The 24,479-nt window shown below is 51.2% G+C and carries 21 protein-coding genes; 11 read left to right on the top strand and 10 right to left on the bottom strand.

Annotated elements, in window-relative coordinates; all coding sequences use genetic code 11:
- Window positions 1-651: 651 nt before the first annotated feature.
- The 6 genes from LA756_RS04410 (at window position 652) to ndk (ending at window position 5,377) form a co-directional block, all read left to right on the top strand.
- Window positions 652-1,131 carry a 6-carboxytetrahydropterin synthase gene (locus LA756_RS04410; protein WP_224438662.1) on the top strand — a complete coding sequence of 160 codons (480 nt, stop codon included), beginning with the start codon at window positions 652-654 and terminating at the stop codon, window positions 1,129-1,131.
- A gap of 102 nt (window positions 1,132-1,233) precedes the next feature.
- A complete protein-coding gene (locus LA756_RS04405; RefSeq protein WP_224438661.1) occupies window positions 1,234-1,809 on the top strand; it encodes an N-acetyltransferase in 576 nt (191 codons plus the stop codon).
- A 109-nt stretch (window positions 1,810-1,918) separates the two neighbouring features.
- Window positions 1,919-3,175 carry a pitrilysin family protein gene (locus tag LA756_RS04400; RefSeq protein ID WP_224438660.1) on the top strand — a complete coding sequence of 419 codons (1,257 nt, stop codon included), beginning with the start codon at window positions 1,919-1,921 and terminating at the stop codon, window positions 3,173-3,175.
- The gene (locus LA756_RS04395; RefSeq protein ID WP_224438659.1) at window positions 3,150-4,385 is read left to right on the top strand and encodes a pitrilysin family protein; all 1,236 of its coding nucleotides are present in this window, start codon (window positions 3,150-3,152) and stop codon (window positions 4,383-4,385) included. Before LA756_RS04400 ends, LA756_RS04395 begins: the two co-directional genes overlap by 26 nt.
- A 128-nt stretch (window positions 4,386-4,513) precedes the next feature.
- Complete coding sequence (locus tag LA756_RS04390) at window positions 4,514-4,813, top strand: hypothetical protein (protein WP_224438658.1); 300 nt, start codon at window positions 4,514-4,516, stop codon at window positions 4,811-4,813.
- Window positions 4,814-4,918: 105 nt separating this feature from the next.
- The gene (gene ndk / locus LA756_RS04385) at window positions 4,919-5,377 is read left to right on the top strand and encodes a nucleoside-diphosphate kinase (RefSeq protein WP_224438657.1); all 459 of its coding nucleotides are present in this window, start codon (window positions 4,919-4,921) and stop codon (window positions 5,375-5,377) included.
- Between the two features lie 13 nt (window positions 5,378-5,390).
- Here the strand turns inward: ndk and LA756_RS04380 are convergent, their stop codons facing one another.
- From LA756_RS04380 to LA756_RS04370, 3 genes are all read right to left on the bottom strand, one after another.
- Entirely contained in the window at window positions 5,391-6,785 is a 1,395-nt protein-coding gene (locus tag LA756_RS04380) for a DUF1501 domain-containing protein (RefSeq protein ID WP_224438656.1), read from the bottom strand.
- Between the two features lie 17 nt (window positions 6,786-6,802).
- Window positions 6,803-9,838 carry a DUF1553 domain-containing protein gene (locus LA756_RS04375; RefSeq protein ID WP_224438655.1) on the bottom strand — a complete coding sequence of 1,012 codons (3,036 nt, stop codon included), beginning with the start codon at window positions 9,836-9,838 and terminating at the stop codon, window positions 6,803-6,805.
- A 151-nt stretch (window positions 9,839-9,989) separates the two neighbouring features.
- Window positions 9,990-10,181: a hypothetical protein gene (locus LA756_RS04370; RefSeq protein ID WP_224438654.1), complete on the bottom strand. Its 192-nt coding sequence runs from the start codon at window positions 10,179-10,181 to the stop codon at window positions 9,990-9,992.
- A gap of 113 nt (window positions 10,182-10,294) precedes the next feature.
- Here LA756_RS04370 and LA756_RS04365 point away from each other — a divergent pair, with 113 nt between their 5' ends.
- Window positions 10,295-11,473: a peptidase gene (locus tag LA756_RS04365; protein ID WP_224438653.1), complete on the top strand. Its 1,179-nt coding sequence runs from the start codon at window positions 10,295-10,297 to the stop codon at window positions 11,471-11,473.
- A 5-nt stretch (window positions 11,474-11,478) separates the two neighbouring features.
- Here LA756_RS04365 and LA756_RS04360 read toward each other — a convergent pair whose 3' ends face one another.
- From LA756_RS04360 to LA756_RS04345, 4 genes are all read right to left on the bottom strand, one after another.
- Window positions 11,479-13,182 carry a tetratricopeptide repeat protein gene (locus LA756_RS04360; RefSeq protein WP_331468577.1) on the bottom strand — a complete coding sequence of 568 codons (1,704 nt, stop codon included), beginning with the start codon at window positions 13,180-13,182 and terminating at the stop codon, window positions 11,479-11,481.
- A 518-nt stretch (window positions 13,183-13,700) separates the two neighbouring features.
- On the bottom strand, window positions 13,701-14,060 hold the full coding sequence (locus LA756_RS04355) for a DUF2304 domain-containing protein (protein WP_224438651.1): 360 nt from the start codon (window positions 14,058-14,060) through the stop codon (window positions 13,701-13,703).
- Window positions 14,057-14,770: a glycosyltransferase family 2 protein gene (locus LA756_RS04350; protein WP_224438650.1), complete on the bottom strand. Its 714-nt coding sequence runs from the start codon at window positions 14,768-14,770 to the stop codon at window positions 14,057-14,059. The genes LA756_RS04355 and LA756_RS04350 overlap by 4 nt, the downstream gene beginning before the upstream one ends.
- A gap of 230 nt (window positions 14,771-15,000) precedes the next feature.
- A complete protein-coding gene (locus LA756_RS04345; RefSeq protein WP_224438649.1) occupies window positions 15,001-16,470 on the bottom strand; it encodes a PQQ-binding-like beta-propeller repeat protein in 1,470 nt (489 codons plus the stop codon).
- Window positions 16,471-16,818: 348 nt separating this feature from the next.
- Between LA756_RS04345 and LA756_RS04340 the strand changes: the two genes are divergently transcribed.
- Genes LA756_RS04340 through LA756_RS04325 form a run of 4 tightly spaced genes read left to right on the top strand, consistent with a single transcriptional unit; the run spans window position 16,819 to window position 20,440 of the window.
- Window positions 16,819-17,577: a metal ABC transporter solute-binding protein, Zn/Mn family gene (locus LA756_RS04340; RefSeq protein WP_261362088.1), complete on the top strand. Its 759-nt coding sequence runs from the start codon at window positions 16,819-16,821 to the stop codon at window positions 17,575-17,577.
- Window positions 17,578-17,601: 24 nt separating this feature from the next.
- Window positions 17,602-18,108 (top strand): hypothetical protein, encoded by a 507-nt coding sequence (locus tag LA756_RS04335; protein WP_224438647.1) that lies wholly within the window; start codon window positions 17,602-17,604, stop codon window positions 18,106-18,108.
- Entirely contained in the window at window positions 18,105-18,905 is an 801-nt protein-coding gene (locus LA756_RS04330; protein ID WP_224438646.1) for a metal ABC transporter ATP-binding protein, read from the top strand. Before LA756_RS04335 ends, LA756_RS04330 begins: the two co-directional genes overlap by 4 nt.
- Window positions 18,905-20,440: an iron chelate uptake ABC transporter family permease subunit gene (locus tag LA756_RS04325; RefSeq protein ID WP_224438645.1), complete on the top strand. Its 1,536-nt coding sequence runs from the start codon at window positions 18,905-18,907 to the stop codon at window positions 20,438-20,440. Before LA756_RS04330 ends, LA756_RS04325 begins: the two co-directional genes overlap by 1 nt.
- Window positions 20,441-20,458: 18 nt before the next feature.
- Here the strand turns inward: LA756_RS04325 and LA756_RS04320 are convergent, their stop codons facing one another.
- The 3 genes from LA756_RS04320 to LA756_RS04310 form a co-directional block, all read right to left on the bottom strand.
- Entirely contained in the window at window positions 20,459-21,151 is a 693-nt protein-coding gene (locus LA756_RS04320) for an ankyrin repeat domain-containing protein (protein ID WP_224438644.1), read from the bottom strand.
- Between the two features lie 273 nt (window positions 21,152-21,424).
- On the bottom strand, window positions 21,425-22,741 hold the full coding sequence (locus LA756_RS04315; RefSeq protein WP_224438643.1) for a sulfatase: 1,317 nt from the start codon (window positions 22,739-22,741) through the stop codon (window positions 21,425-21,427).
- Between the two features lie 55 nt (window positions 22,742-22,796).
- Window positions 22,797-24,314, bottom strand: a complete 1,518-nt coding sequence (locus LA756_RS04310; RefSeq protein WP_224438642.1) for a sulfatase — start codon at window positions 24,312-24,314, stop codon at window positions 22,797-22,799.
- Window positions 24,315-24,479: the final 165 nt, after the last annotated feature.

Genomic DNA, 24,479 nt, shown 5'->3' with positions numbered 1-24,479 from the left:
ACAGTGCTCTCGGTAGCTTGAAGTCCCCCCGGAAATCGTAGGTGCAGTTTATGCTTACTCAAATCGCCTAGCAAGCATTGTCGATCCAAATTAACACGAATTCCTGCCCTATTTAGAAACCAGGCATTCGCTAGATCTTATGGAACTGCCGGCAGCTAAGAATCGGCCAATTCCAGTGACTGCTAAACACGATGCTACTTTGGATTCCCAAGAGTTGAAGCAGATCGAATGACGATACTTTTATGGTCAAATTGGCTGCTGGCGGGGGGAGGGTAACCCGATTTGCAAGGGCCACGTTCTGTGAGCTTTGCGACTAGCGAGAATGTTCACAGGCTTCCGCTTAATCATGAACGTCAGTGCCGCGACAGTCGGATTGATGGGCGCCAATGTCGCTGGACCTCAATACACTATCGTGCTGACCCGTAGCTGATTCTCAATACGATCGAGACTTGAGATTAGCTAAGCGGTTTTGGTGGCAAGAGCTTTAGGCGACAACGGTGGAGACGTATTGAAACGTTGTTAATTCTCAAGATTGATAACGGTAGCTCCAAGGTGCTTTGTTTGTCGCGGCGCTCGAGTCGCTTGTGTTTCTAACGTCTAATGGCGACAATTCAGAACTAACGAAATGATAAGCCGCTTGCGGAGTTCGCGATGATTATTCGCAAAGAATACAAGTTTTATGCTGCCCACCGAAATGAAGAACTGCAGGACAAATGCCGTAACCTGCACGGGCACCGCTACGGAATTGTATGCCACTTTGAAGTTCAAAGGACCGGTTCGTACTCCACTCTGTTCTCGGAGTTCGACGAAAAGATTACGCCGTTAATCAAGGACCAGTACGATCACGGGATGCTGATCAACGCTAGTGATCCGTTGTACGACACCCTGCGGCAGCACATGGAAGCTCACGGAGAAGACTTTAAGTTGAAGGTGTTTCATGGTCCGACTTCCGTCGAGAATCTGGCCTATCACCTCTTTACTGAAATAACCGATTTCGGCTTCGATTTGGTTCGATTGGACGTTCAAGAGACCGACACTTCGGTCATTTCCTATGATCGGGAAGACTGGAAGCGAGATAAACAGATGCAGGTATTTTCTGCCCAACAGCCAATCGACGTGGCGCAAAGCTGACGGCAGCGAGTTTCAAATGTGCGTCGCTTTCTTGGGGCAAAATGGATACGATATAAGAAGATCTTAACTTCTCGTATGCGTCTTCTTGAAGAAAGATGGCCGGTGGCGCTGACCTACTTCAAACGATTTCGGATGGAAATCGATCTGGAAAACCTGCCTGAGGAACCACCTCTTCCGGCCAAATTTCGATTTCAGCCTTGGAATGCTGAAATCCTTAAACGCCACGCCGAGGTAAAATTTCAGAGTTTCCGTTTCGAGGTCGACGCCAATGTGTTTCCCTGTTTGGGGGATTCGGAGGGGTGCTTTCGACTGATGCGGGAGATCTCGATGCGGGATGGTTTTCTGCCGGCGGCGACTTGGCTGATCGAGCATTCCGAGTTGGAACAGACCGAATGGCGGCCCATTGCGACCGTGCAAGGTGTCCGTGACCGGGAAGGAAATGGTTCCATTCAAAACCTGGGGGTCATCCCTGGATTCCGTGGAATGGGTATTGGAGCAATACTTTTATTGCGAGCGTTGAAAGGATTCTGCGAAAGCGATCTGTCTCGAGCTTCTCTGGAAGTGACCTCCCAAAATATCGGCGCCATCCGGTTGTACGAGCGACTCGGTTTCCGTATCGTTTCCACCGTTTACAAAGCAGTGGAAATGGGAACCGTACAGATGACGACGCGAACCTAGTAAGCTGACTAGGGCTTGTAGTCGGCTGATTCGGTCGTTTTAATCGGGGATTGGCTTTTTCGATTCATCAACGGACTTGTTTGCGACAGCGGGAAGCGACGGCGAGAACGTGCGTTCTACTATCTATTCCGAAAGCTTTGACAACGGATTGACCCTACTGGCAGAGTACATGCCTTGGGTGCAGTCAGCAGCGTTTTCTATTGCGATCCCGGCCGGTGTGCAGCGAGAAGAAGAATCCAATCGCGGCGTTGCCAATTTGCTGTGCGATTGGGTTCAGCGTGGATGTGGCGATCTCGATAGTAGGCAATTCGTAGAGTCGCTCGATAACTTAGGGGTGGCCCGCGGCGGTGGAGTTTCCTCAAGTCATCTGACTTTTGGCGGGGCACTGTTAGCCGATAACCTGCAACCTACGCTGAAGATCTATGCAGACTTGGTTCAACGCCCTCATTTTTTGCGAGATGAATTTGAGGACGCAAAGCAGGTCTGCTTCCAGGAATTGAGAGCCTTGGAAGATGACTTGCACCAGCAGGCGATGCTTTCTTTGCGTCGACAGATGTATCCTGATCCTTGGGGATGGCATCCGACTGGCACTCTCGCCACGGTCGAATCGTTGACGCAAGAGATCGCCAAAGAGTATTTCTCGAATTGGGTGCGTCCAGACGAAACTATAATCTCAGTCGCCGGCAATTTTCATTGGGAAACGCTACGCGACGAAATTCAGAAACTGTTTGGCGACTGGGAGTCTTCTCCTGGACAGATAAGCTACCAAGGAAAGTCGCTGCCTGAGTATGTCCACGTTCCGTTTGAGTCGAGCCAAACACACGTCGGGCTTGGTTTTCCCGGAGTTCCAGTTTCGCATCCAGACTTTTATCAGGCACGAGCGGCGATTGGAATCATGAGCGACGGGATGAGTTCGCGATTGTTTAGCGAAGTTCGCGAGAAGCGTGGCTTATGTTACACCGTTTATGCTGCTTGCAACTCGCTGCGTAAGCAGGGGGCAATTCTGGCCTACGCAGGAACTAGCACAGAGCGGGCTCAGGAAACGCTCGACGTCATGCTGGAGCAATTCAACGAGCTTCCTAAGGGAGTTCGCCAAGACGAATTGAACCGGTTAAAGGCCCGCTTCAAAAGTGGCATCATCATGCAGCAGGAATCGAGCTCTTCGCGGGCATCTTCCTTGGCGGCAGACTGGTATCACCTGGGAAGGATCCGCACGATGAGTGAGTTGGAAGCCATTCTCGATGGGATCAGTGTCGAAACGATCAATGCTTACTTGAGCAACAACCCACCCAAGAATTTTCGGGTCACGACCATCGGTGCAAAGAGATTGGAGGTTCCAAGTGGAATTTCGTCAAGCGACGCTTGATAACGGCTTGGACATTGTCGCAGAGGTGAATCTGAATGCTTACTCTTTAGCGACAGCATTCTTCGTTAAGACTGGTTCACGAGATGAAACGCCTGAGGTTGCTGGCGTAAGTCATTTCCTTGAGCACATGGTGTTTAAAGGAACGTCGCGACGAACTGCCGAAGATGTAAATCGAGAACTCGACGAACTTGGCGCTCAGTCAAACGCATTTACCAGCGAAGAGCAAACCGTCTATTACGCGGTAGTTCTTCCGGAATTGCAGCATCAAATCGTCGATCTGCTGGCCGACATCATGCGTCCCACGTTGCGCCAGGAAGACTTCGATACCGAGAAGAAGGTGATTCTCGAAGAAATTATGAAATACGATGACCAGCCACCCTACGGCGGTCACGAGAAAAGTATGGCGGCCTGGTTCGGCGAGCATCCGCTGGGTAACAGCGTGCTTGGCACACAGGACTCAGTAGGCAATCTGACGCAACAGCAGATGATGTCCTACTTCGAGCAACGCTACAGTCCGACCAACATGACTTTGGTCGCATCAGGCAACGTCGACTTTGACGCGTTAGTCGAGCAAGCTAACGAACTGTGCGGCAGTTGGAAGAAGTACTCGGTCAATCGGAATACATCCCGTCCGGTTGGAAATTCAAATTTTCAAACGATTACCAAAGAGACTTCCATACAACAGTATGTGATTCAGCTCGCGGAATCGCCTGGCTCGGAAGATGAAGATCGATATGCCGCCAGACTTTTGGCCACGATCATGGGAGACGATGTCGGGAGCCGTTTCTTCTGGGAACTAGTCGATCCAGGCCTTGCTGAATTCGCCGCGATGGAATCGTACGAATTCCAAGGTTGCGGCGTCATGATGAACTACGTTTGCTGTGCGCCTCAAGATGCCCAACGTGTTTTAGATGTCGTCACGTACGAAGTCGAAAAACTGATGAGCGGCGGCGTTACGCAGCGTGAGTTGGATCTGGCCAAAAACAAAGTTTGCTCGCACGTTGTGTTACGCAGCGAAAGGCCGTCTAGTCGCCTGTTTTCGATCGGCTCTGGCTGGACTCAGCGCAAGTCGTTTCGTAGCGTGAAGGATACCGTCGAGTCTTACCAAAAGGTTTCCTTGGCGGACATTGGCAAGCTTCTTGAGAAATACGATCTTCGGAAAGTATCGACGACGTCGGTTGGACCTCTGGCGACGTTACAGCTTTCCTAATCCGATCTTCGTTCGAGCTCGACGGCTGATCTGGGGCCAAAGACGCGAAAATAATTGCTGGCATTGCCAGCAATTGGTCGATGACGAATCCTGGAGAGGATCTTCTTCGGGAAAGGGTTTCGCGTACGATGAAGCGACTAGTAGTTTTCTGGGCACTCATGATATCGCTCGGCTTGACGACCATGCCACAACCGGCTCACGCAGGCTGGAACGGCGTTTTGCGCTTCTTTGGCGAATTTTGGAGTGATGGATATCACTCTAAAGGGGACCATTGGAATGCCCCGACAAAGCACTCACAGAGTTGGATGGCTCAGCCTAGCTATTATCATCCTTCGAACGGCTATCCTGAAGTGATCGAAGAATCAGTTCCCACACCTGCCAAGCAGCCTGTTTCTGTTACAGGCGTGGCTTCGCAGTACTCGCGATAAGCATACAACGGTTAAGTTCTTAGCTAGTCTTTTGACTCCTGGTTGAGTCAGCTTGGTGAATTCGCTAGAATCCGCCTTCTCACTACAGCCCTTGGAGTTAAGACAATGGAACGTACGCTTGTTCTTCTAAAGCCCGACTGTGTCGAACGTCGCCTGATTGGTCGAATGATTGGCCGATTTGAAGACAAGGGGCTGAATATCATTGCGATGAAACTGATCCGCGTTACCCCGGATCTTGCAAAGCAGCACTACGCAGAACACGTAGAAAAGCCTTTTTATCCTGGCTTGGAAGCATTCATTACGGCCGCACCCGTCGTGGCTTTGGTACTGGAAGGCCTGGAAGCAATTCAGGTCGTTCGCGACATGCTCGGTGCAACGAGCGGTTTGAAAGCTGCTCCTGGCACGATTCGTGGCGATTTCAGCAGCAGTCGACAAATGAACCTGGTTCATGCATCGGATGGGCCTGACGCTGCGAAACGCGAAATGAATCTCTACTTCAAGCCTGAAGAGATCTTGGAATACTCGCCCGTTTTAACGCCTTGGATGCGTGCGGACGACGAGTAAATCTCAGCTGTCTTTAGGCGATGATCGACTTCACCACATGGCCGTGCACATCCGTTAAGCGGAAAGCGCGGCCTTGGTGCCGGAACGTCAGCTTTTCATGATCGATGCCCATCAAATGAAGGATGGTCGCCTGAAGATCATGGATGTGGACCGGTTGCTCGACGATGTTAAAGCCATATTCGTCGGTCGAACCTAGCGTTACTCCGCCTTTGATTCCGCCGCCAGCCATCCAAACGGTGAAGCAGCGGCCATGATGATCGCGGCCAAAGTTGTTTGCACCGAGCTTGCCTTGGCAATAGTTGGTCCGGCCAAACTCACCGCCCCAAATGACAAGCGTGTCATCCAGCATTCCGCGCTGTTTAAGATCTTGGATCAACGCGGCGGTCGGTTGATCGGTTTCTCGGCACTGCTTCTTTATTCCACCTGGCAGACCTCCGTGGTGGTCCCACTCTTGATGATAGAGCTGGATAAAACGCACGTTCTTCTCTGCCAGCCTTCGAGCTAAAAGGCAGTTTGCTGCGTAGGTACCGGGATTTTTCGCATCGGGGCCGTACATCTCTAAGATATGCTCAGGCTCGGAGGCAACGTCGGTCACTTCAGGGATAGACGATTGCATTCGGAAGGCAAGTTCATACTGCTTAATCCTCGTGTCGATTAAGGAATCGACGTTCTGAAGTCGGTGCAGCGACTCTAGACTTGCCAAAGCATTCTCGCGACTCGTTCGATCGACCCCCTCTGGGCTATTTAAGTAGAGAACAGGGTCACCTCCACTTCTAAATTGGACCCCTTGGTGGTGCGACGGTAAGAAGCCATTGCCCCAAAGTCGAGCCGCCAGCGGTTGCCCCTTTTTCTCTTTAGTCACAAGGACGACAAAACCGGGAAGGTTTTCGTTTTCACTTCCCAAGCCATAGCTGAGCCATGAACCAATGCAGGGCCGACCAGGAATCTGCGAACCGGTTTGGATAAACGTGACGCCGGGGCCATGATTGATTGCTTCGGTATGAACTGAACGAATGATGCTAATGTCGTCGACGACTTTTGCGGTGTGGGGAAGAAGTTCGCTCAGCCAGGCACCACTATTGCCGTGTTGACTAAATTTGAATGGGGAGCCAACTAATGGAATACTTGACTGGTTGCCACTCATCCCGGTGAGTCGCTGTTCACCTCGCACAGATTCTGGCAATTGTTGGCCATGCTTTTCGACCAAAAGCGGTTTGTGATCGAAAAGATCGAGCTGCGACGGGCCGCCAGCTTGAAACAAAAAGATAACGCGTTTTGCTTTGGCGATATGATGCAAGTTGGCGAGGACACCGTTGGAAGCGTCTGATTCAGAGGACATTAGCTGTCCAAGAGCTAAACCACCGAAGCCCCAAGCACTCGATTGAAGTAATTGTCGTCGTGAAAACATTTGTATGGGTACCTATTCTAGCGACGCGTAACGCAGCCATCGAAATTCATGACGGTGTTCGCAACAATGGTAAGTGCGGCGAGCTCAACGACATCAAGATCTTTGGGAGCGTCAGCTTCACCGGCCGCTAAAAGCTTTTGGGTAGCTTGTGGATTGTCAGCAAAGTGCTTCTTCTGTTCGGAGTACAGCTCTCGAAGTATTCCCAGTTCTCGTGAATCTGCTGGCCGACTTGTCAGTAGGCGGAAAACGCGTTGGATTAACGCGTCGTCATTTGCCGCATCGCTTTTATTTGATCGAATAACTTGAGCAGCGAGCATCTTAGATGCTTCTACATATTGCGGCCCATTCAGGAGGACGAGCGCTTGAAGAGGGGAAGAGGTTCTCTCACGTTTAAGCTGACAGACGTCCCGTTTGGATGCGTCGAACGTCATCATTGCGGGGGCCGGACTTGTCCGTTGCCAAAAAGTATAGAGGGAACGCCGATACAGTCCTTTTCCTTTGTCGTGGCTCATGGGCTTGAACGAACTTGCGACCTCGTATGGTTTGGCTGGTGGCCCTCCCACTTCGTCAACTAATAGCCCACTTGCCGCTAAGGCGTTGTCTCGAACCATTTCTGCGGACATGCGAAACCGATTGGCTCTCGCCAGATCTCTATTCTCCGGATCTCGCTGCAATTGTTCGGGAGTCGCTTCGGACGATTGACGATAGGTAGAAGAGGTCACAATCTGCCGAATAAGTCTCTTGACGTTCCAGCCATGCTCGATGAAGTCGGCCGCCAGCCAATCTAGCAGCTCGGGATGGGTCGGAGGACTTCCCTGGCTACCGAAATCTTCAGGCGTTTTGACAAGGCCTTCGCCCATTAACAATTGCCAATACCGGTTAACGGCAACTCGGGCGGTCAGAGGATTCTCTCGATCAACAATCCATTTCGCGAGCCCTAATCGATTCTTCGGCCAGTTATCTTGGAAGGCTGGCAAAGCCTCTGGTGTTTCGGGGAATACCTCATCCGACGGAGCATCGTAGGCACCTCTGGCAAGCAGAAAAGTAGGCCGAGGCTCTTCTAACTCACGCATGACCATGATCTCGTCGGTTCGATCATACGCCGAGTTCCGTGCTTTACGAGCTTCTGAAAGTTTCGCTTGAAGATCTTTCCGTGAAGATAATTCTCGTGCTGAGTAGTGCTGCTGCAGCATTGATTCGGACGGGGGCTGCATACTTAGCTTGGCGACTTCGGCCGAAGTGAGTTCGATTTCATAAAGGGAAAATTCATCGACCCAACCATCCTTAAAACCTCGGTCACGGAAACGCTCGCCGATGGAGATGTGATCGTGGCCTCCGCCGGTGATTTGTTTGGTCAATTTATCTCGTACAACTTCCCTCTCGATCTCTTTACCATCGACAAAGATACTAAGACCATCGGCTCGACTCGAGCCATCGTACGTGACGACGACCTGATGCCAAGCATTGATCGGAAACGCGTCCGTGGCTTTGACACTGATGGCATTACCAGGCCAAAAGTGAATCAGGGACCATTTCAACTTCCCATCTTCCAAAAGTAACTCGTACCCTCGGCTGGCCGCATCGGTCCATGCTCGTGAACGATGAAAAACGACAGCACGCTCTTTGAGGTCTGGGGTTTTCATCCACAAAGCAACCGAAAATGGCTGATGTCGCTGAAAATTGCCCTTCTTCAGATTGATTGCGTCGTCTCCGGTGAGACGAACCGATTTGCCCTTCGGTCCATCGGCGGATACGTTTGCGCCTACTTCTCCATCATCAAAATTCAAATGTTCGATGGGAGCGGGAAGGGTCAAAGCATCGTGTGATTTACCTGATTCATCATGAGGCAGCTCGCGGATTTGTTGCTCTAATTCTGCGACAGTCTTGTCCAGTTTAGCCAACTCCTGCGCGCGCCGGTCGTCCGCCAGCATCAGCGTGGGCGTCGGCACCGACGGTGTGAAAAAGGAGTAGAGTCCGGCCTCGTCGATGCTGTTGAAAAAGGCAAACATCTGATAGTACTCCTGCTGACTTAGCGGGTCGTACTTGTGATCGTGGCACCGACTGCACTCCATGGTGAGTCCGAGAAATGCCGTTGCAACCGTCTGGGATCGATCAGCCACGTATTCGACACGAAACTCTTCGGGGATGCTTCCCCCTTCAACCTTTTGTGGATGAAGCCTACAAAACGTCGTAGCTAAAATCGTGTCTTGATCGGCTTCCGGCAGAAGATCGCCTGCAATTTGCTGAGTGATGAATTCGTCGTAGGGCATATTATTGTTCAGCGAACGAATGACCCAGTCACGCCAGGGCCAGACAAACCGGTCCCTATCGACTTGGTATCCGTAGGTATCGCTGTAACGTGCCGCGTCGAGCCACTCTGCTGCGAGACGCTCGCCGTAGTGATGTGAATTGAGCAGCGCATACACTTGGTCGGCGTAGTTGCGGTCCGAAGGATCTGCCTCAAAGGAATCCAATTGATCGATCGAAGGTGGCAGTCCATTCAAGTCGAACGAGACGCGGCGAAGAAGTCGCCAAGGCTGGGCTTCCGGATTGGGGGTTAGGCCTTTGTCTCGAAGAGATGACAGTACAAACTTATCGATTTCGTTGCGTGACCATTCATCTTCTTTCAGTTGTGGAACTGGGGGCTTTTCAATTCGCTTGAAGGACCAATGTTTGTCATACTCGGCCCCCTGTTTGATCCATTGACGTAGAAGCTCGATTTCGTCTTCCGACAGCGTTCGATTGGAATCAGGTGGCGGCATACGGTCGGCGGGTTCTTCCGCGACGATTCGTAGGAAGGCTTCGCTGTTTTCTGGTTCCCCTGGAACGATAGCGTAATCATGAGCGGCATCCGCTTCGTCGAGTCGAAGATCCGCGGCACGAGACTCGGCGTCCGGGCCATGACAATGAAAGCAACGATCAGAAAGGATCGGACGAATCTGAGTCGCGAAATCGACTTTCGCTTCGTCATTTGCATAGAGAGGAGCAAATAAGGCGAGAACGCTACAAATCGCGAACGAAAGAAGGCCGAAACGCGTGAAAATGCGAGTCATGATTTCGAACTGATAGAGACAGAAGGGAGTTGCCGAAGCAAAATGGCAATTCGGGCAGGTTCAGTCAGGTTAACAGTTCAAATCGAATCAGACAAGCAAAATAATTTGGAAGGTGGTTCTCGTGGCTGCCGAAATCTAACGAGGTCGTCGCCTATTGGAACTGCTTGGCAGCCAAGATAACGACGCCAAAAAGACCGGCCCCGCCGACAATTAGCATTCCAAGAGTGCCAAAGAAGATGCCGATCGCATTATCTTGACGTTGCTTATCCGCGACCCACCATGCGCCGGGGAATCCGCCAGCGAACGCGACCATCGAAAGAAGGAGGAGCAGCAAGTCTTGCATGTCAAGGGTTTCCTGAATTCTCGAATAAGGAGTTTAGGATAATTGGGAGGTTAGGGCATTGCAATGATCTGGCTGGAAATGACCTGTCAGAAAATAGTTGCCCAAACTGCAAATTGGGCATAGAACATGAATTATCGTCATGTCCTGCCCCTTGGGCCGCGTTCAGGCTAACCGCCGACGGTTCTCTCCCCTTCTCTTTTCAAGTCTACCCCATGCCTACACGTCGCGAAGCAATTCTTCTCGGTTCGTCAATTGCATTGTCGATATCGGGGGCGTTCCCATCTCCCGCTGTTCATGCAAGCGATAAATCAGATTCCAAAAAAATTATTGGCCCCGCCGGTTTTGAGTTTGAGATTACCCACGACTGGCCGGACTTACCGGCAAAGTATCAGTGGCAAACAACGCACAATGTGGCGGTCGATGAAGAGCAAAATCTCTATGTAATCCACGAAGGCAGAGCCGATCTTAAAGACCATCCATCCATCTTTGTGTTCGACAAAGACGGCAAGTTTATTCGGGCGTTTGGAGAACAGTTTCAGGGAGGCGGCCACGGAATAGAAGTTCGCAAAGAAGGCAATGAAGAGTTTCTCTACGTTTGTGCCTATCAACAAGTCAAATCGTTTGCCAAACTCACGAAGCAGGGCGAAACCCTTTGGGAGAAACGTGCTCCCATGGAGTCTGGAGTTTATGCGGAAGGAGAAGCTGCCAACCCAGAGAAAGTTTGGGGGCGAGACCGCTTCATGCCGACGAACTTTGCATTCTTAGAGAACGGAGATTTCTATCTTGCCGATGGCTACGGCTCGTTCTTTATCCACCACTACGACAAAGAGGGGAATTGGAAAGCGAAATTCGGTGGTCCCGGCAAGGGAAAAGGAACCTTTGCGACGCCGCACGGAATTTGGATCGATGCTCGCAAAAAGGACAACCCACAAACGGTTGTCTGTGATCGAGCTCATCATACGCTGCAAGTTTTTGATGCAGACGGTACGAACACGAAAACTGTAAGTGGATTTGGATTGCCGGCAAATTTAGATACATGGAATGATTGGATGATCGTTCCCGAGTTGCATGCCCGTTTGTCCATACTTGATACAGACTACAACGTCCTTGCGCAGCTTGGAGACGACGTGAAACGTGTCACCTCCGATCGGAGCTTACGTACCCAACCCAACAATTGGCAGTTAGGCAAATTTGTTCATCCACACGACGCCTGCTTTGACGCGAACGGAAATATATTTGTTGCCGAATGGGTTTCGACAGGTCGTGTTTCAAAGATGACACGGCTAACGTAAATCGACTAATCCATTTCAGATAGCAAAAACAACTCGTGTTGCTTGAAATGAGCACGCATCTCATTTAGTTGCCGAGTTGTTTGTTGGTCCGATTTCGGAGTCGAAGAAAGCAACGAGTCAATTTGCTCGATGGCTGCATCAAACTGTCCAGAATTTCCCAGCGCAAGGACGCGAAGCGACGCTATTTCAGCGGCAAACTGCGAGTGAGATTTCATTAACGTTTCGCTCGCTGCAATTGCTTGAAAGGGGTCTCTGATGGTTTCCATTGGAGCGGCGGCGTGAATCTTCGCTAATTGAAATTTTACGGGAACGTCGTCTGGTTGCTCTTGCGCGATCTTTTGCAAGTGACTCGCGGCCTGTTCGTAATCTCCGCTTTCTGCTAAGAGCAGGGCATAATCTCGGCGAACATCTTTGCGAGATCTATCCATTTCCAGAGCTCGCTTCCAACGCGTAACCGCGATTTGAAGATGGCCTGCTTTTCGATGTGCGTCTCCTGACATTACGTACCAATTGGCAACATCAGGTCGCAATTCGATAGCTAGATCGAATTGCTCAGCTGCTTCCAATGGATTTCCTAGTAGGTTCAACAAGGCTCCATAGCTCGTCCTGGTTTCTGCTAACTGGCGATCACGAACTAGCTGCCGATACTTGCTCAGCCTTTTGTTTTGAAAATGATCGGCCGCATCCAGTGCCGTTTGAAAACGCTTTAAGGCCTGGTCGAATCGCCCTACATAGACATAAAGTTCTGCCAGATCACCATGGAGTGTAAACGTCTCGTAGCCATGCTGTTCGCAGTAGGCGATTGAATCAAGGAGGTGCTGCTCCGCTTCCTGGACCCGGTCTTGCTTGCGGAGCTCCTGAGCAAGATTGTGATTGGCTCGTAGATTAGAAGGGCGTGATTGGACAACTGATTTCCACAACGCTATCTCAGAAACATAGTCGGCATTTCGATAGATGGTTCGCATACCCAGCGGGATGGCCAAGGCGATTGCGATCAGAAAAATAGTCGCGTACTGTATTTCGAGGGACTCGTTCTTTTTCCATTTTGCTATTACCCAAGACAATCCGATGGCGAGCAACACGCAAAGACTTGCCAGCGGTAAGTACATGCGATGCTCGAATGCGACGTCGACAATAGGAACGACGCTTGAGGTGGGTGCCAATACAAAGAAAAACGACAGAGCCACGAAGCCTATCGGAGGGCGCTTAAATAGCAGCCAGAACGATAACCCGAGGATTGTCCAGATCGTGATGGCTGGCCAAAGATATTCGTTGGGCGAATTTGCTACCGGCCAGTCATAATCGAAGGTAAGGTAGTCCGGCCAAAACGAGAGCCGGATGTAATGGAGAATCACGCCCGATTGAGTCCAGATGTAGAGCCACGGCGTTGCAGTTTCATTTGCTCCGAAAACAGCTGTATTGGAACCAGTGCCAGAACTAAAGGCCGGTGTAATATCAACGAACAAAAGCACAGCGGGAATAATGAAAAGCAAATGAACCCACCACCGGCGTTTCAAAGGCTCAGACCAATTCGACGAAAGCAGCGTACAGTCGAACAAAATGGCAACGAGTGGAATCGTTACCATGATCTCTTTGGCGCCCATACCAAGCCAACAGCAGGTAATACTGCCGAGATACCATGCCCAGGGTCGGTTTGACTCTGTTCCACGCAAAAGTAGGTACAGAGTCAACAAATAGAACATGGCCATCAGCGCTTCGTGCCGCTGAACGATATAGGTGACCGCCATTGTGCCGAGCGGATGAATGCCCCATAAAAGTGCGGCAACAAAGCCAACTAGATTAGCGTTCAGATGCGAATCGTGCGTCTGCTGCCATCGTTGAATCGATCCACGAACGAGCTCAAAAAGAACAACGACTGAAATTAGATGAATGAGCAAATTGCCGAAATGAAATCCAAGTGGTGATCTACCCAGCGTCGCTGCTGTGGCCGCGAAGGTTATTCGAGTGGTCGACCTTGTCGCGACGCTTGGGATTCGCGTGATTTCGCCGAGCACATCTTCTAAATTCTTTTTGGCGACGATGTTCGGCGTATCATCGAAAACAAAGCTACCTTGCAGCGAATTGGCGTACGCGACGGCCACACAAAGAATGAGTAGCGTACAGAGCCACATACGAGATTCTAAGACGGAGGCTATTCCGCTTGAGACGGAACGGGACGCTTCTTGATGCGAAGCTTTAGAGAGCTTTTTTCTCGGCACCTGTGTTCTCAGCAGTCTTGATCGATGTTTTCTAGCTCAGGCCGACGTGCTTCATGAATCGCAAGGTAACGCGTCAGGTCGGTAATCTGGCGTTGTAGTCGGAGATATCGCGAATAGAAGTAGAACGTCGTCGCGATGAATACCAGCGTAACCAAGTACAGAATTACGTCTGCCCCGCGACCGATACCGACGCTTTGAGCAAAACGGGAAACCATGTCGGGGTAAAGAATTCCTAGCAAAGCCGCAAGCCAAACGGAAATTCGGAGCGAGCGTCTCCAGTTCAGTCGCTTTTTACGAATTGCTCTTGCGATATCAAAGAGCAGTACGCAGCCGATAATAATCAGGCACACCCACTGAAAAAGAATCATCGCACAATCCTTCCAAGCAGAAATTGAGCGGCGACTTTAACCGCGGCTGAGTTCTGTTGGCCCTTTTCCAGGACCATTTCACAGTAGTGAACAGTTACCGGAACTTCCTCAAAACGCAGGCCCAGATATTGAATTTGGTCTAAAATCTCGGACGCATGGGCCATTCGGTTTTGCGTGATGCGAATTTGGCTTGCCGCAGAACGCGAGAAGGCCCGAAGACCGTTGTGCGTGTCAGTAACTTGAATTTGGGAGAAGATCCTTGTGAAGAGGACGCCCAGCTTCAAGATAATCTTGCGACTAGCAGGCATGTTCACGGCTTCTTTGCCGAGAAAGCGAGATCCAAGTGATACATCGGCCCGCGCCGAACTAATCGGTTCAATCAGACGTTCGATGTCTTGGGCATCGTGTTGACCGTCTGCGTCAAATGTGACGACAATTTCCGCTCCATGCCGCATCGCAAAGTCGATGCCGGTCTGCAGGGCAGCTCCCTGCCCTAAATTGATCGGATGGCGAAGGGCCCAAACCGGCAACTGGCATATGCTGTCGAACGTACCGTCGCGCGACCCATCGTCAACGACAATCACGTTGGAGAAGCTACTCGTCAACGAAGTGACGGTGCGCGCGATTCGATCGGCTTCGTTGTAGGCAGGTACGACTATCCAGACATTGGAGATGTCTGTGCCGAAGCTCCCTCGTTGCTCGGCGAGCATTGACAATTCTCTTGAACCTTGGAATGGCGACGAACTCCAGTCAGTCCGAAACTTGCAGACGAAATCCGTAGGCCGGAATAACTAAGGAGTTACGATTTCGGCTATTGTTGCCAACGGCCAAGGTCGAGAGATGAAGAAAGTATGAAAAACGTGTGAATGACGCCCCTTGAGGGAGGCAACGTTAGGCTCCATGCACGAACGCTGCCAATCGACAGACTACGCAATTCAAACTATTTGGAGGCCGCTTCAATACAGTAGAGGTGATCAGAGCCCCGGAGGTAAATTTGATTGCCCAGCAATGCCAACGACGCATCAATTCCTTCATTTAGCTGGTTAACCGAGAGAACATCGTAGTCAGGACCTGCTTTTAATACCGCTGTGGTTCCGTCGCGGTCCGAAACGTAAATTCGATCACCGCCAGCTACTAGCGATGAATAAAGAGTCGAACATTCGGGAACGCGTTCTGGACCGTATATCGTCTCTCCGGTATTCGCATCGAGACAGTAGATAACACCATCGCGCGACTTGGTTACGTAGAGTCGGTCTTTCCAGAGTGTCGCTGAGGCAATGTAAGGGCCCACGTCCGATCGACTCCAGGCAATGAAATCGTCGTTATCAGTAACGTCTCCCTTGGCATCGAGGCTGATCGCGTAGACAGCGTAGCCGCGATATCCGGTCATACAGATTGCGGTGCCGTTATAGATAATTGGCGTTGCAATCGGATTAGTTGCCTGGCCTCCACATTCCCAGATTAGCTTTCCTGTTTTCAGGTCGTAGCTGCGAACTTTTGTCGACCCATTGAGAATGACTTGAGTGACGTCATTACGCTTGGTGACCACTGGCGTGGCCCAACTAGTCGCTTCGTCTCGTTCGACTTTCCAGAGCTCATCTCCCGTTTTGGCATGGAAGGCCGCCACGAATGATTCACCTTCATGATCCCACGGAACGATGATGGTGTCTTGGTAAAGAGCGGGAGTGCTGCCTTCTCCGAAAGCGTTTCGAGTTTGTTGCTCTCCGAGGTCTTTCTGCCACAAAAGTTCGCCATCGAGATCGTAGCAGAAGATCCCTCGAGAACCGAAGAAGGCTACGAGAATCTCTCCGTTGGTCACAGCAGACGAGGAAGCAAAAGTGTTTGTATTGTGGCCTGCTTCGTGAGGAACCGCTGTTACCGCAATTTGAGACCAAAGCTGTTTGCCGCTCGTCTTATCAAGGCAGAACACCGTGAACTCTACCGGAGTCGAAGGAGATTCGCGTCTTCCAAATCCGCCTCGGCCACCTGGTCCTCCGGAACGCCCCCGACGGCCAGGACGATCACCCGGACCAGCGTCTCGGCCACTGGGACGCTCTCCTGCATCCCGCGTCGGTCGCTCGGGACCTCGATTTTCTGCACTTGGAGCAGGCTCGCTTTCAGCTTCTTCAGGTTCGGCACCCTCGACAGGTACAGCAGATAGCAGAAATAGCTTATCGCCCCAGATTACCGGAGAGGAGCTTCCTTTTCCAGAAACGGCTACCTTCCAGCGGATGTTGTCTTCCTCGCTCCATTTTACGGGAGGAGTGGCAACGGTCGAAGATCCGTCAAAATTCGGTCCGCGCCAATTAGACCAATTGGCATCATGCTCCGCCGATAACCCAACAGCAGGGTAGGTGAAACACGCCAGTGTGGATGCGACGGCGAATGCGAGGAAGTTGAATCGCTTCATCAATCTGAGATTCCCGTTTTTGGCGGAACAAGTGGCGAATGGGTCCACGGGTTAAAACACTGTTAGTTGCTCGAAGTTTCGTGGTAGTTAAAGCAAAAGTCAAACCCGTCCAACTTTTCTTGGCGGTCGCCTGCCCTTGAAAAGCGACCGAGTTGCACATACGATGATTTTGAATAGCCAAAACTGCACCTTTGGGCGAGCAAATTTGATATGTTTCTCCGAATATGTACCGCACTTTTCGCTTCGATCTGTCTCGTAGGTCTAACGTCTGCCGCGGAAACGCGACCGGTCATTGTTTGCTCCACGACTCAAGTAGCAGATTTTGCCAGACAAGTGGTGGGAGGTCGGATGGAGGTGAAGTGCGTCCTTGCACCAGGGCAAGATCCGCATCTGTATGAAAAGAAACCAGGCGATGCTCAGCTTGTGAGTACGGCTGACTTATGTCTTGAAAACGGATGGCATCTAGAAGGTAATAACTGGATGCAAAAACTGGCCAGCCAGACAGGCCGTCCAATTGTCAGCTGTGTTGAAGGTTGCGCAGCACTGGATATCCCAGAAATGGGTTCCGAGATTCGCGACCCGCACGCATGGTTCTCTTGTGCTAATGCCGCAGTGTATGTCCGCAATATTCGAGATGCGGTGATTAAGCTCGACCCAGAACATGAAGATGAATACCGAAGCCGTGCGGCTCTCTACCTCGATGAGCTGAGAACATTGAACAGTTGGATTCTTCGGGAGATCAACAAGATTCCGGTCGAGCGACGCGTGCTGGTGACCAGCCACGATGCCTTTAATTATTTCTGCAAGACCTACGGATTACGTCCAGCAACTCCGGTCGGCTGGTCAACTGGAGATGAAGTAGGAGCTGGTATTACTCCTGAGCGTCGACAAAAAACAATCGACTCGATTCGAGAACACCATGTTCCTGCCATCTTTGTCGAAACCTCCGTTAATCCGACCATGGTTCGTGAAATTGCTAAAGAGGCTGGCGTTGAAATTGGTGGCGAACTTTATTCAGACTCGATGGGGCCAAGCGGTACCGCAGGGGAGACCTACATGGGGATGATGCGAGAAAACGTAATCACGATTGTTCAGGCACTGAAATAGAGGCCGATTGAAGGTTTCATCTCTATGAGATTCCTAGTTGCTGTCCTTTGCGCCATAGCCGTGCTCGCGTTGACTTGGCTCTATCAAAGCACCCTTGCCGATGCGCCGACATCGATGCGACCTGAGGTAATTGAGGAAACGACTACAACTTATCGACTGAAAATAACTTCAACGTTTGATGCCGGAGTCGATCCTTTCGCAGAAGAGGTGGAGAAAGCGACCTCGTTGCGGGTTTCGTTGCGAGGAAAAGAGGTGTTCTCGCTCAACCGTCCTATTCCCGCAGGCGAAACGATGGAATCCGATGTTCCGTTAGAACTGCAAGATGGTGTGAACGAACTGCTTGTCGAGATGACACCTGCCGATACGCTTAGCCATGCTCCCAAGGCGATCCACGTCGAATTGTTCGAAAATGATCTTCAGCAAGCTAAGCAATCCGTGACGATTTGGGCACCAAGTGGTGACAGTATCGTGGTAGGGCGAGTGCCGTTTGACGTCGATATCGAAGCTTCTAATCGTGGGGAGCAAGAATGATCACCGCGGGCACCTCGCCTTCAACAGCCGATAGCACAGTCCCAGCAATTGAAGTCGAGCACCTGACTGTCAGTTACGGCGCTGTCCCTGCCCTTTTGGACGTCTCGTTTGCCATTCCTCAAGGCCAGCTAGTAGGGATCATTGGCCCCAATGGCTCAGGAAAGTCGACGTTAATCAAAGCGATTTTGGGGTTCCTGCGTCCGGACGTCGGTTCTGTTCGTATTTTCGGGACACCTGTTGAGCGAACTCGCAAATTAGTTGCTTACGTCCCACAGCGAGGAAGCGTGGACTGGGATTTTCCAGTTACCGTGGAAGAGGTCGCCATGATGGGGCGATACGGCAACATTCCTTGGTGGCAATGGGGGCCTTCCTCGAAAGACCGCGAGATTGTTGACGAGGCGTTGTCGATCGTGCGAATGGATAACCTTCGTAAACGGCAAATCGGTGAATTGTCAGGTGGGCAACAACAGCGCGTGTTCATGGCAAGAGCATTGGCCCAGGGCGCCCGTGTCGTTTTACTGGACGAACCGTTCGCAGGCGTGGACGCTGCTACGGAAAGAGCGATCTTAAACGTTCTTGAAAACGCCAAGCAGTCTGGTCGTACCCTTGTAGTTGTGCACCATGATTTGGCAACGGCGGCAGAGTTCTTCGACGCTTTGATCTTGCTAAAGCAACGGCTTTTCGCGTTTGGAACACCGCTTCAGATCCTTCAGCCAGAATTGCTGAGCGAGGTTTATGACGGCAACGTTCGCGCGTTCGAGCACCTGCGTCGCGTGGTCGAGGAGACGTCGAAATAGTGGATACGTTGTACCAACTTTTTGTCGAGCCCTTTGTCGGAAATAGCTATCTATTTCGCGCCGTTGTAGCAGGTAGCCTGGTCGCTATTTCTTCGGGCCTGATCGGCTGCTTGATTATCTTGCGCCGCATGGCGTTTCTGGGTGATGCTATTTCGCATTCGATGCTTGCAGGCGTCACCGGTGGTTACCTCTTAATGAAGGTAATTTACGGAGAGGAAGCGCACTTCGCAGCCATGATTGTTGGTGCGTTAATCGCTGGATTCAGTACCGTCATGCTTGTCAGCTTTGTTTCGCGCGTCTCGCGGATCAAAGAAGACACGGCGATTGGCATCATGTACACGGGGATCTTTGCGTTAGGTGGCGCGTTAGCGAGTATGTTCTCTCACTATATTCATCTCGATTTGTTGCACTTCGTGATGGGAGACGTTCTCGCGGTTGATTCAGAACGGCTATGGATGATGGCAGGCGTAACGGCTGTCGTGATGTTCGTCATCATTCTGTGGTACCGCCAACTGCTTTTGACGGCATTCGACCCGATCATGGCTGCTTCGATTGGTTTGCCGGTGTTGTTAATTCATATGTTGATGACCACCTGCACGTCGCTAGTTGTGGTGAGCGCCGTGCAAATTGTTGGTGTTATTCTTGTCGTGGGACTTCTGATCACACCTGCGGCGACAGCCTATTTGTTAACCAACAAGCTTAGTCACATGATGGCACTGTCGGCACTATTTGGGGTAACGAGTGTCGTTTGCGGAGTTTACCTTTCTGTGTGGCTAAACGTAGCGACCAGTTCACCGATTGTGTTATTCAGCACGTTTCAGTTCATGATGGTGCTGGTATTCTCGCCGAAGTTTGGATTGCTATCCAACTGGATAAGAAAAAGAGCAGCAATTCCGCATACGCTGGCTGAAGATATTCTTGGCTGCATGCGGCGTAGCGAGGGGAAGCTCACTCCGCTGGCCACGATCATCGCCAATGTGCCAACCGATGGGCAGAGACTTCGAGCAACGCTTGACCGAATGGTAAGTCGAGGATTGATCGAGCCACACCCGAGCGACGAGTACGAATTGACGGATGCTGGTGAGTTAGAAGCCAAGCGACTGATGCGTGCGCATCGCATTTGGGAAGCTTATTTGGCTAGGCTAGGTACTCCTGAGGAAGAAATCCACGATCGAGCCCATCTGCTCGAGCATGTCAACGACGAAGCTGCCGTGGACTATCTAGACGACCGTTTAGGTCACCCCATTACCGACCCTCACGGCCAAGAGATTCCAGAAGACTTTGTACACCTCGTTCCAGGCAAGGAAGTCTCGGCAAGTCTGCTCCGTGAAGGGCACATCGGCGAAGTTACCCACGTTGATGAGAACTTGGAAGTGAATGTTTCGTTGGGCGATCAATTGACGACCGGTCCGCGAACCGACAACGAGCAAACCTGGAACTTTCTGGTCAACGGCCAACGTCAAATCGATGTCGACCACGATCAGGCCGATGCCATCATCGTACGATTGATTTCGACGAATGAACATGTCTCGTAATCGTGCATTGCCGACAGCTCAACTTTTGCCGTAGCCAAAAAGAAACTTGTTGAGCTTACCAGACTTGGTATTCGAGCGTGTTCGCTGTGAAGCGATGAATTTTGACGCTCGTTCCACAGAGATTAAAAAGTCACGCAGTTCAGGATGGTGATACGAAACGGCAAATTGCAAAGGCCGCAGTCCGTTGAGATTCTCAATCCGGTAGTCCGCACCCCCTTCGACAAGTGCACGAGCGACATCGATATATCCCTTCCGCGCAGCCCAGTGCAGCGGCGTCGTTCCGTCTGGATCTTGTGGATTTGCATCGGCACCGTTTTCTAAAAGCCAGCGTACAATCTTGGGGTTGTTCTCTCTTGCGGCATAAAACAACGGCGTTTGAACGGTTTTTGAAGCACGGATCTCCAGTGATGCTCCGCGGTGAATCAGCTCTCTTCCGGCGAACAGCTTTCCGTAGTAGGAAGATATATGCAGCGGCGTGTGGCCTGTTTCTTCCTCTTGCACATCCAAATTGTCGCCACGATCTGCCAGGGCGATGATGACTTCACCATCGTTTCTCCTTGCGGCGGTGAAGATCCCCAGCTTGATTCGTTCTTCCAGAGTTTGATCAGGAATGAAGAAGTGGTCGCGGCACTTTAGGCACATGACTTCGTGGCCGCGTGCCTTATCTGGCACGACGCCGTTGGTTCGGCAAAGCGGACAGCGGTATTGCATCGTTTGAAACCTATGCTGTCGCGGTCATGATAGACCGCTTTGTCGCGTTACATGGGGATCCGATGTACGAAAACTTGCTGGCGACAGCTTTCGAACCGCCTGTTGCCCACGACCATATTTTCTCGGGCTGATAGGTACATTTAGAGAATGCTCGATGGGAATCGAGAGAAAACCTAGAAGAATTCACGCCAGCTTCATAGAGTGCCGTGCGATCTGGCAGGCCTCGAAATATAGGAAGAGCGAGGCCTGCTTTCGACGTATCGATAGATGGTGTTACTTCGTTTTAACGTCTGGCGACCACCAGGCATCCAGTTTCGTCTTTAGTTTTGCCGCAACCTGGGGGTGATCGGCGATAATGTTCTTTTCCTCTTCGGGATCCGAGGAAAGATCGAACAGTGCCGATTCGACTGGTCCATACTCCCCTTCTTCCTGCCCTGTCGGAACTATCAGCTTGTAGTTGCCATCAATAATCCACCGATAGTAGAGACCTAGCTCAGGGTGTCGGAAGTCAGGAATGTCATGCGAATAGATCTCACCAAAAATCGCCTCTCGTTCGCCGACCTGTTGTTTGTCTAGCAGGCTGATGCCCGGAAACTCGAATTCGGATTGAATTCCCACGGCATCCAGGATGGTGGGAACGACATCAATGCTACTGGCGAGCGACTTATCGTTTTGCCCTGGTTCGACATGTCCTGGGTACCGAATCATGATGGGCGTCCGAGTGCCGCCGTCGTAAACCGAACGTTTCCCGCGCGGGCCACCGACGGCTCCTCCACCCTGATCTGCCCGCTGAATCCAACCGTTGTCGCACAAGTAGATGACGACGGTATTGTCAGCAACGTTTTTCTCTTCAAGATGATCGAGCACTTGCCCACATGTTTCGTCCCACCAGTCACACATGGCATAGTACTTGGCCACATTCAGCGAACGACCTTCGGCGGTGTACTTCTTAAGAATTCGTTGTGGCGGATCGTGTGGAAGATGTGGCATCATCGGTGCGTACCACAGAAAGAACGGTTTATCTTCTTTCACCGCTTCGTCGATGAAGTCAAAAACGGGCTGCATCGTCTTGCGGCCGATCTTCAAACCAACGTCTCCGTGTCGCCCCCCTTTGGTCACATCGCCATGAGACATTCCAGCGGTGAAACCGCCTTCGCTGTGATGTCCTTCCCACCACTTTCCAGACTGGAAACTAACATATCCATGCTTGCCTAAGATATCCGCAAGTCGGGGATTCTCTTTGAATCGGTCTACTAAAACTTGACGGCCAGCATTCGTTCGTTTGTTTTCACGAGGATCATTCCCAGTGATTCCCGACTGGTGGGGATACAGCCCGGTAAACAAGCTGGCCAACGATGGCCGGCAAAGCGATGTCGGAACGTAGCCTCGTTGGTAAACCAGCGACTGCGACGCAAGCCGATCTATATTGGGCGTTTGAATTACGTCATGGTCTTGAAACGAATAGTCGTCCCAGCGTTGATCGTCCGATAAAAGGATGACAACGTTAGGCTGCTCGGCGGCGTGACTTTGTCCTGTAATTGCTAACGCAAACAAGAAAAGAAACGCACCAAAAACCGAAGAGGCTTGCATGAAGGAACTCCACAGAAAAGGCTAGGCTAAGGAGAAGGTAGGAAATCAGTGGCGTCTATTGATTCGCATTATTTTCACGAATGATATCTTCTGGAAATTCAGCAGCATGCGAGCCTGCTTCACGTCGAAGATTAGCGCCGGACCCTCGCTTCATTCCGAAGGGAACTTGCATGGCGCCACGTTCTTTCAGCTCTTGATTGATCGCGTTTCGCATGTCACGAACGGTACTCTGAAGCCCTGGATCGTTGATCAAGTTATGCATCTCGTGCGGGTCGTTTTCTAAATCGTAAAGTTCGTCCGTATCCCAAATGCCATGGTATTGGATGAACTTGTAGCGATCTCCTCGAAGGGCAAACATCGTAGGCGTGTGAGGGAAATTCCATTCCCAGTAGTACTCGTACAGAAGATGCTTTCGCCAATCTTTAACAGGCATCGTTCCCTTCGCGATTTTGACGAAGCTTCGGCCATCCATTTGCTCTGGTGTGTCGATGCCAGCAAGTTCGAGAATTGTTGGACCGATATCGATATTGGCAACAACCGCTTCCACTGTTGAATTGGGAGCCAGAATTCCGGGAGCCTCCACCACTAGAGGCACACGCATCGACTCCTCGTAAGCATTTCGCTTGTCGATCAATCCATGCTCGCCGAAGAGGAAACCGTTATCGCCCATCAGCATGACGATTGTGTTATCGGCGAGATCATTTTCATCCAGGTACTTTCGAACCCGACCGACACTGTCATCGACAGCGTTCATGCACCGACAATAATCGCGGTAGTATTCTTTGATGTTGAGCGAAGAGTGATAAGGAAAGTCGACGCCGTGCCAGCTATTTCGCTGGTTCTTGACCCACATCGGTTTACCGGCATAGTTCTCTTCGGTGTTTGCCTGGGAAGCAGGCGTTTCGATTTCGACGTCGGCGTACAAATCTTTGTGGCGCTCGGCTGGTTCAAAGCGTGCGTGCACTGCTTTGTGCGAGAGATACATGAAGAACGGTTTTTCCCGATCGAGTGTGTCGAGCCAATCGATTGCATAGTCGGTTAACTCGTCTGTGATATAACCTTTTTGTGGCACAGACTTGCCGTTGACGTTTAGCGTCCACTTAGGACCAGGAGGATTGTAATGCCCCTGTCCTCGGAAGCTAACCCACTGATCAAAACCAGGCCGCGGTGCATCCGTTCCACCTCCCATATGCCACTTACCAAAGAAGCCCGTTTGGTAGCCTTCTTTCTGAAGATACTGAGGAAAGAAAATCGTATCGGTCAGATCGGTATGATTGTTGTCGACCACCCGATGATTATGCATGTATTGCCCGGTCAAAATTGAGGCCCGGCTTGGCGAACATAGCGACGTCGTTACGAACGCATTGGTAAAGTTTGCCCCTTGGGCGGCCATCGCGTCGATTTGAGGCGTTTTTAGAAACGGATGCCCCATGAATCCCATCGCGTCGTACCGCATGTCATCGATCAGAATGAAGACAACGTTTGGTCGTTCTGCGGATTGGGCCGAGCTCGTAAGACCGTAGCTGATTACAAGGGCGAAAAGGGCAATAATGCCAAATCGAAACGCTCGCATGAGGGCTTTCTCTTAGCTAGTAGATGATTCGGGCGAGTTGAGGCTTTCCAGGTGGGTTGAAACCAGTATCCGCCAAGAAGCGTTTACGGTCAACTTTCCCCGGAAGATTGCTAACACCATTCTGCCCGCAAAATTGTCCAACGACTTTGTCACTGCGCGTAATCG

Source organism: Bremerella sp. TYQ1 (assembly GCF_020150455.1).
GTDB classification, from domain to species: domain Bacteria; phylum Planctomycetota; class Planctomycetia; order Pirellulales; family Pirellulaceae; genus Bremerella; species Bremerella volcania_A.
Note: the sequence above shows the minus strand (reverse complement) of the source record. Positions and strands in the feature narration are given on the sequence as shown.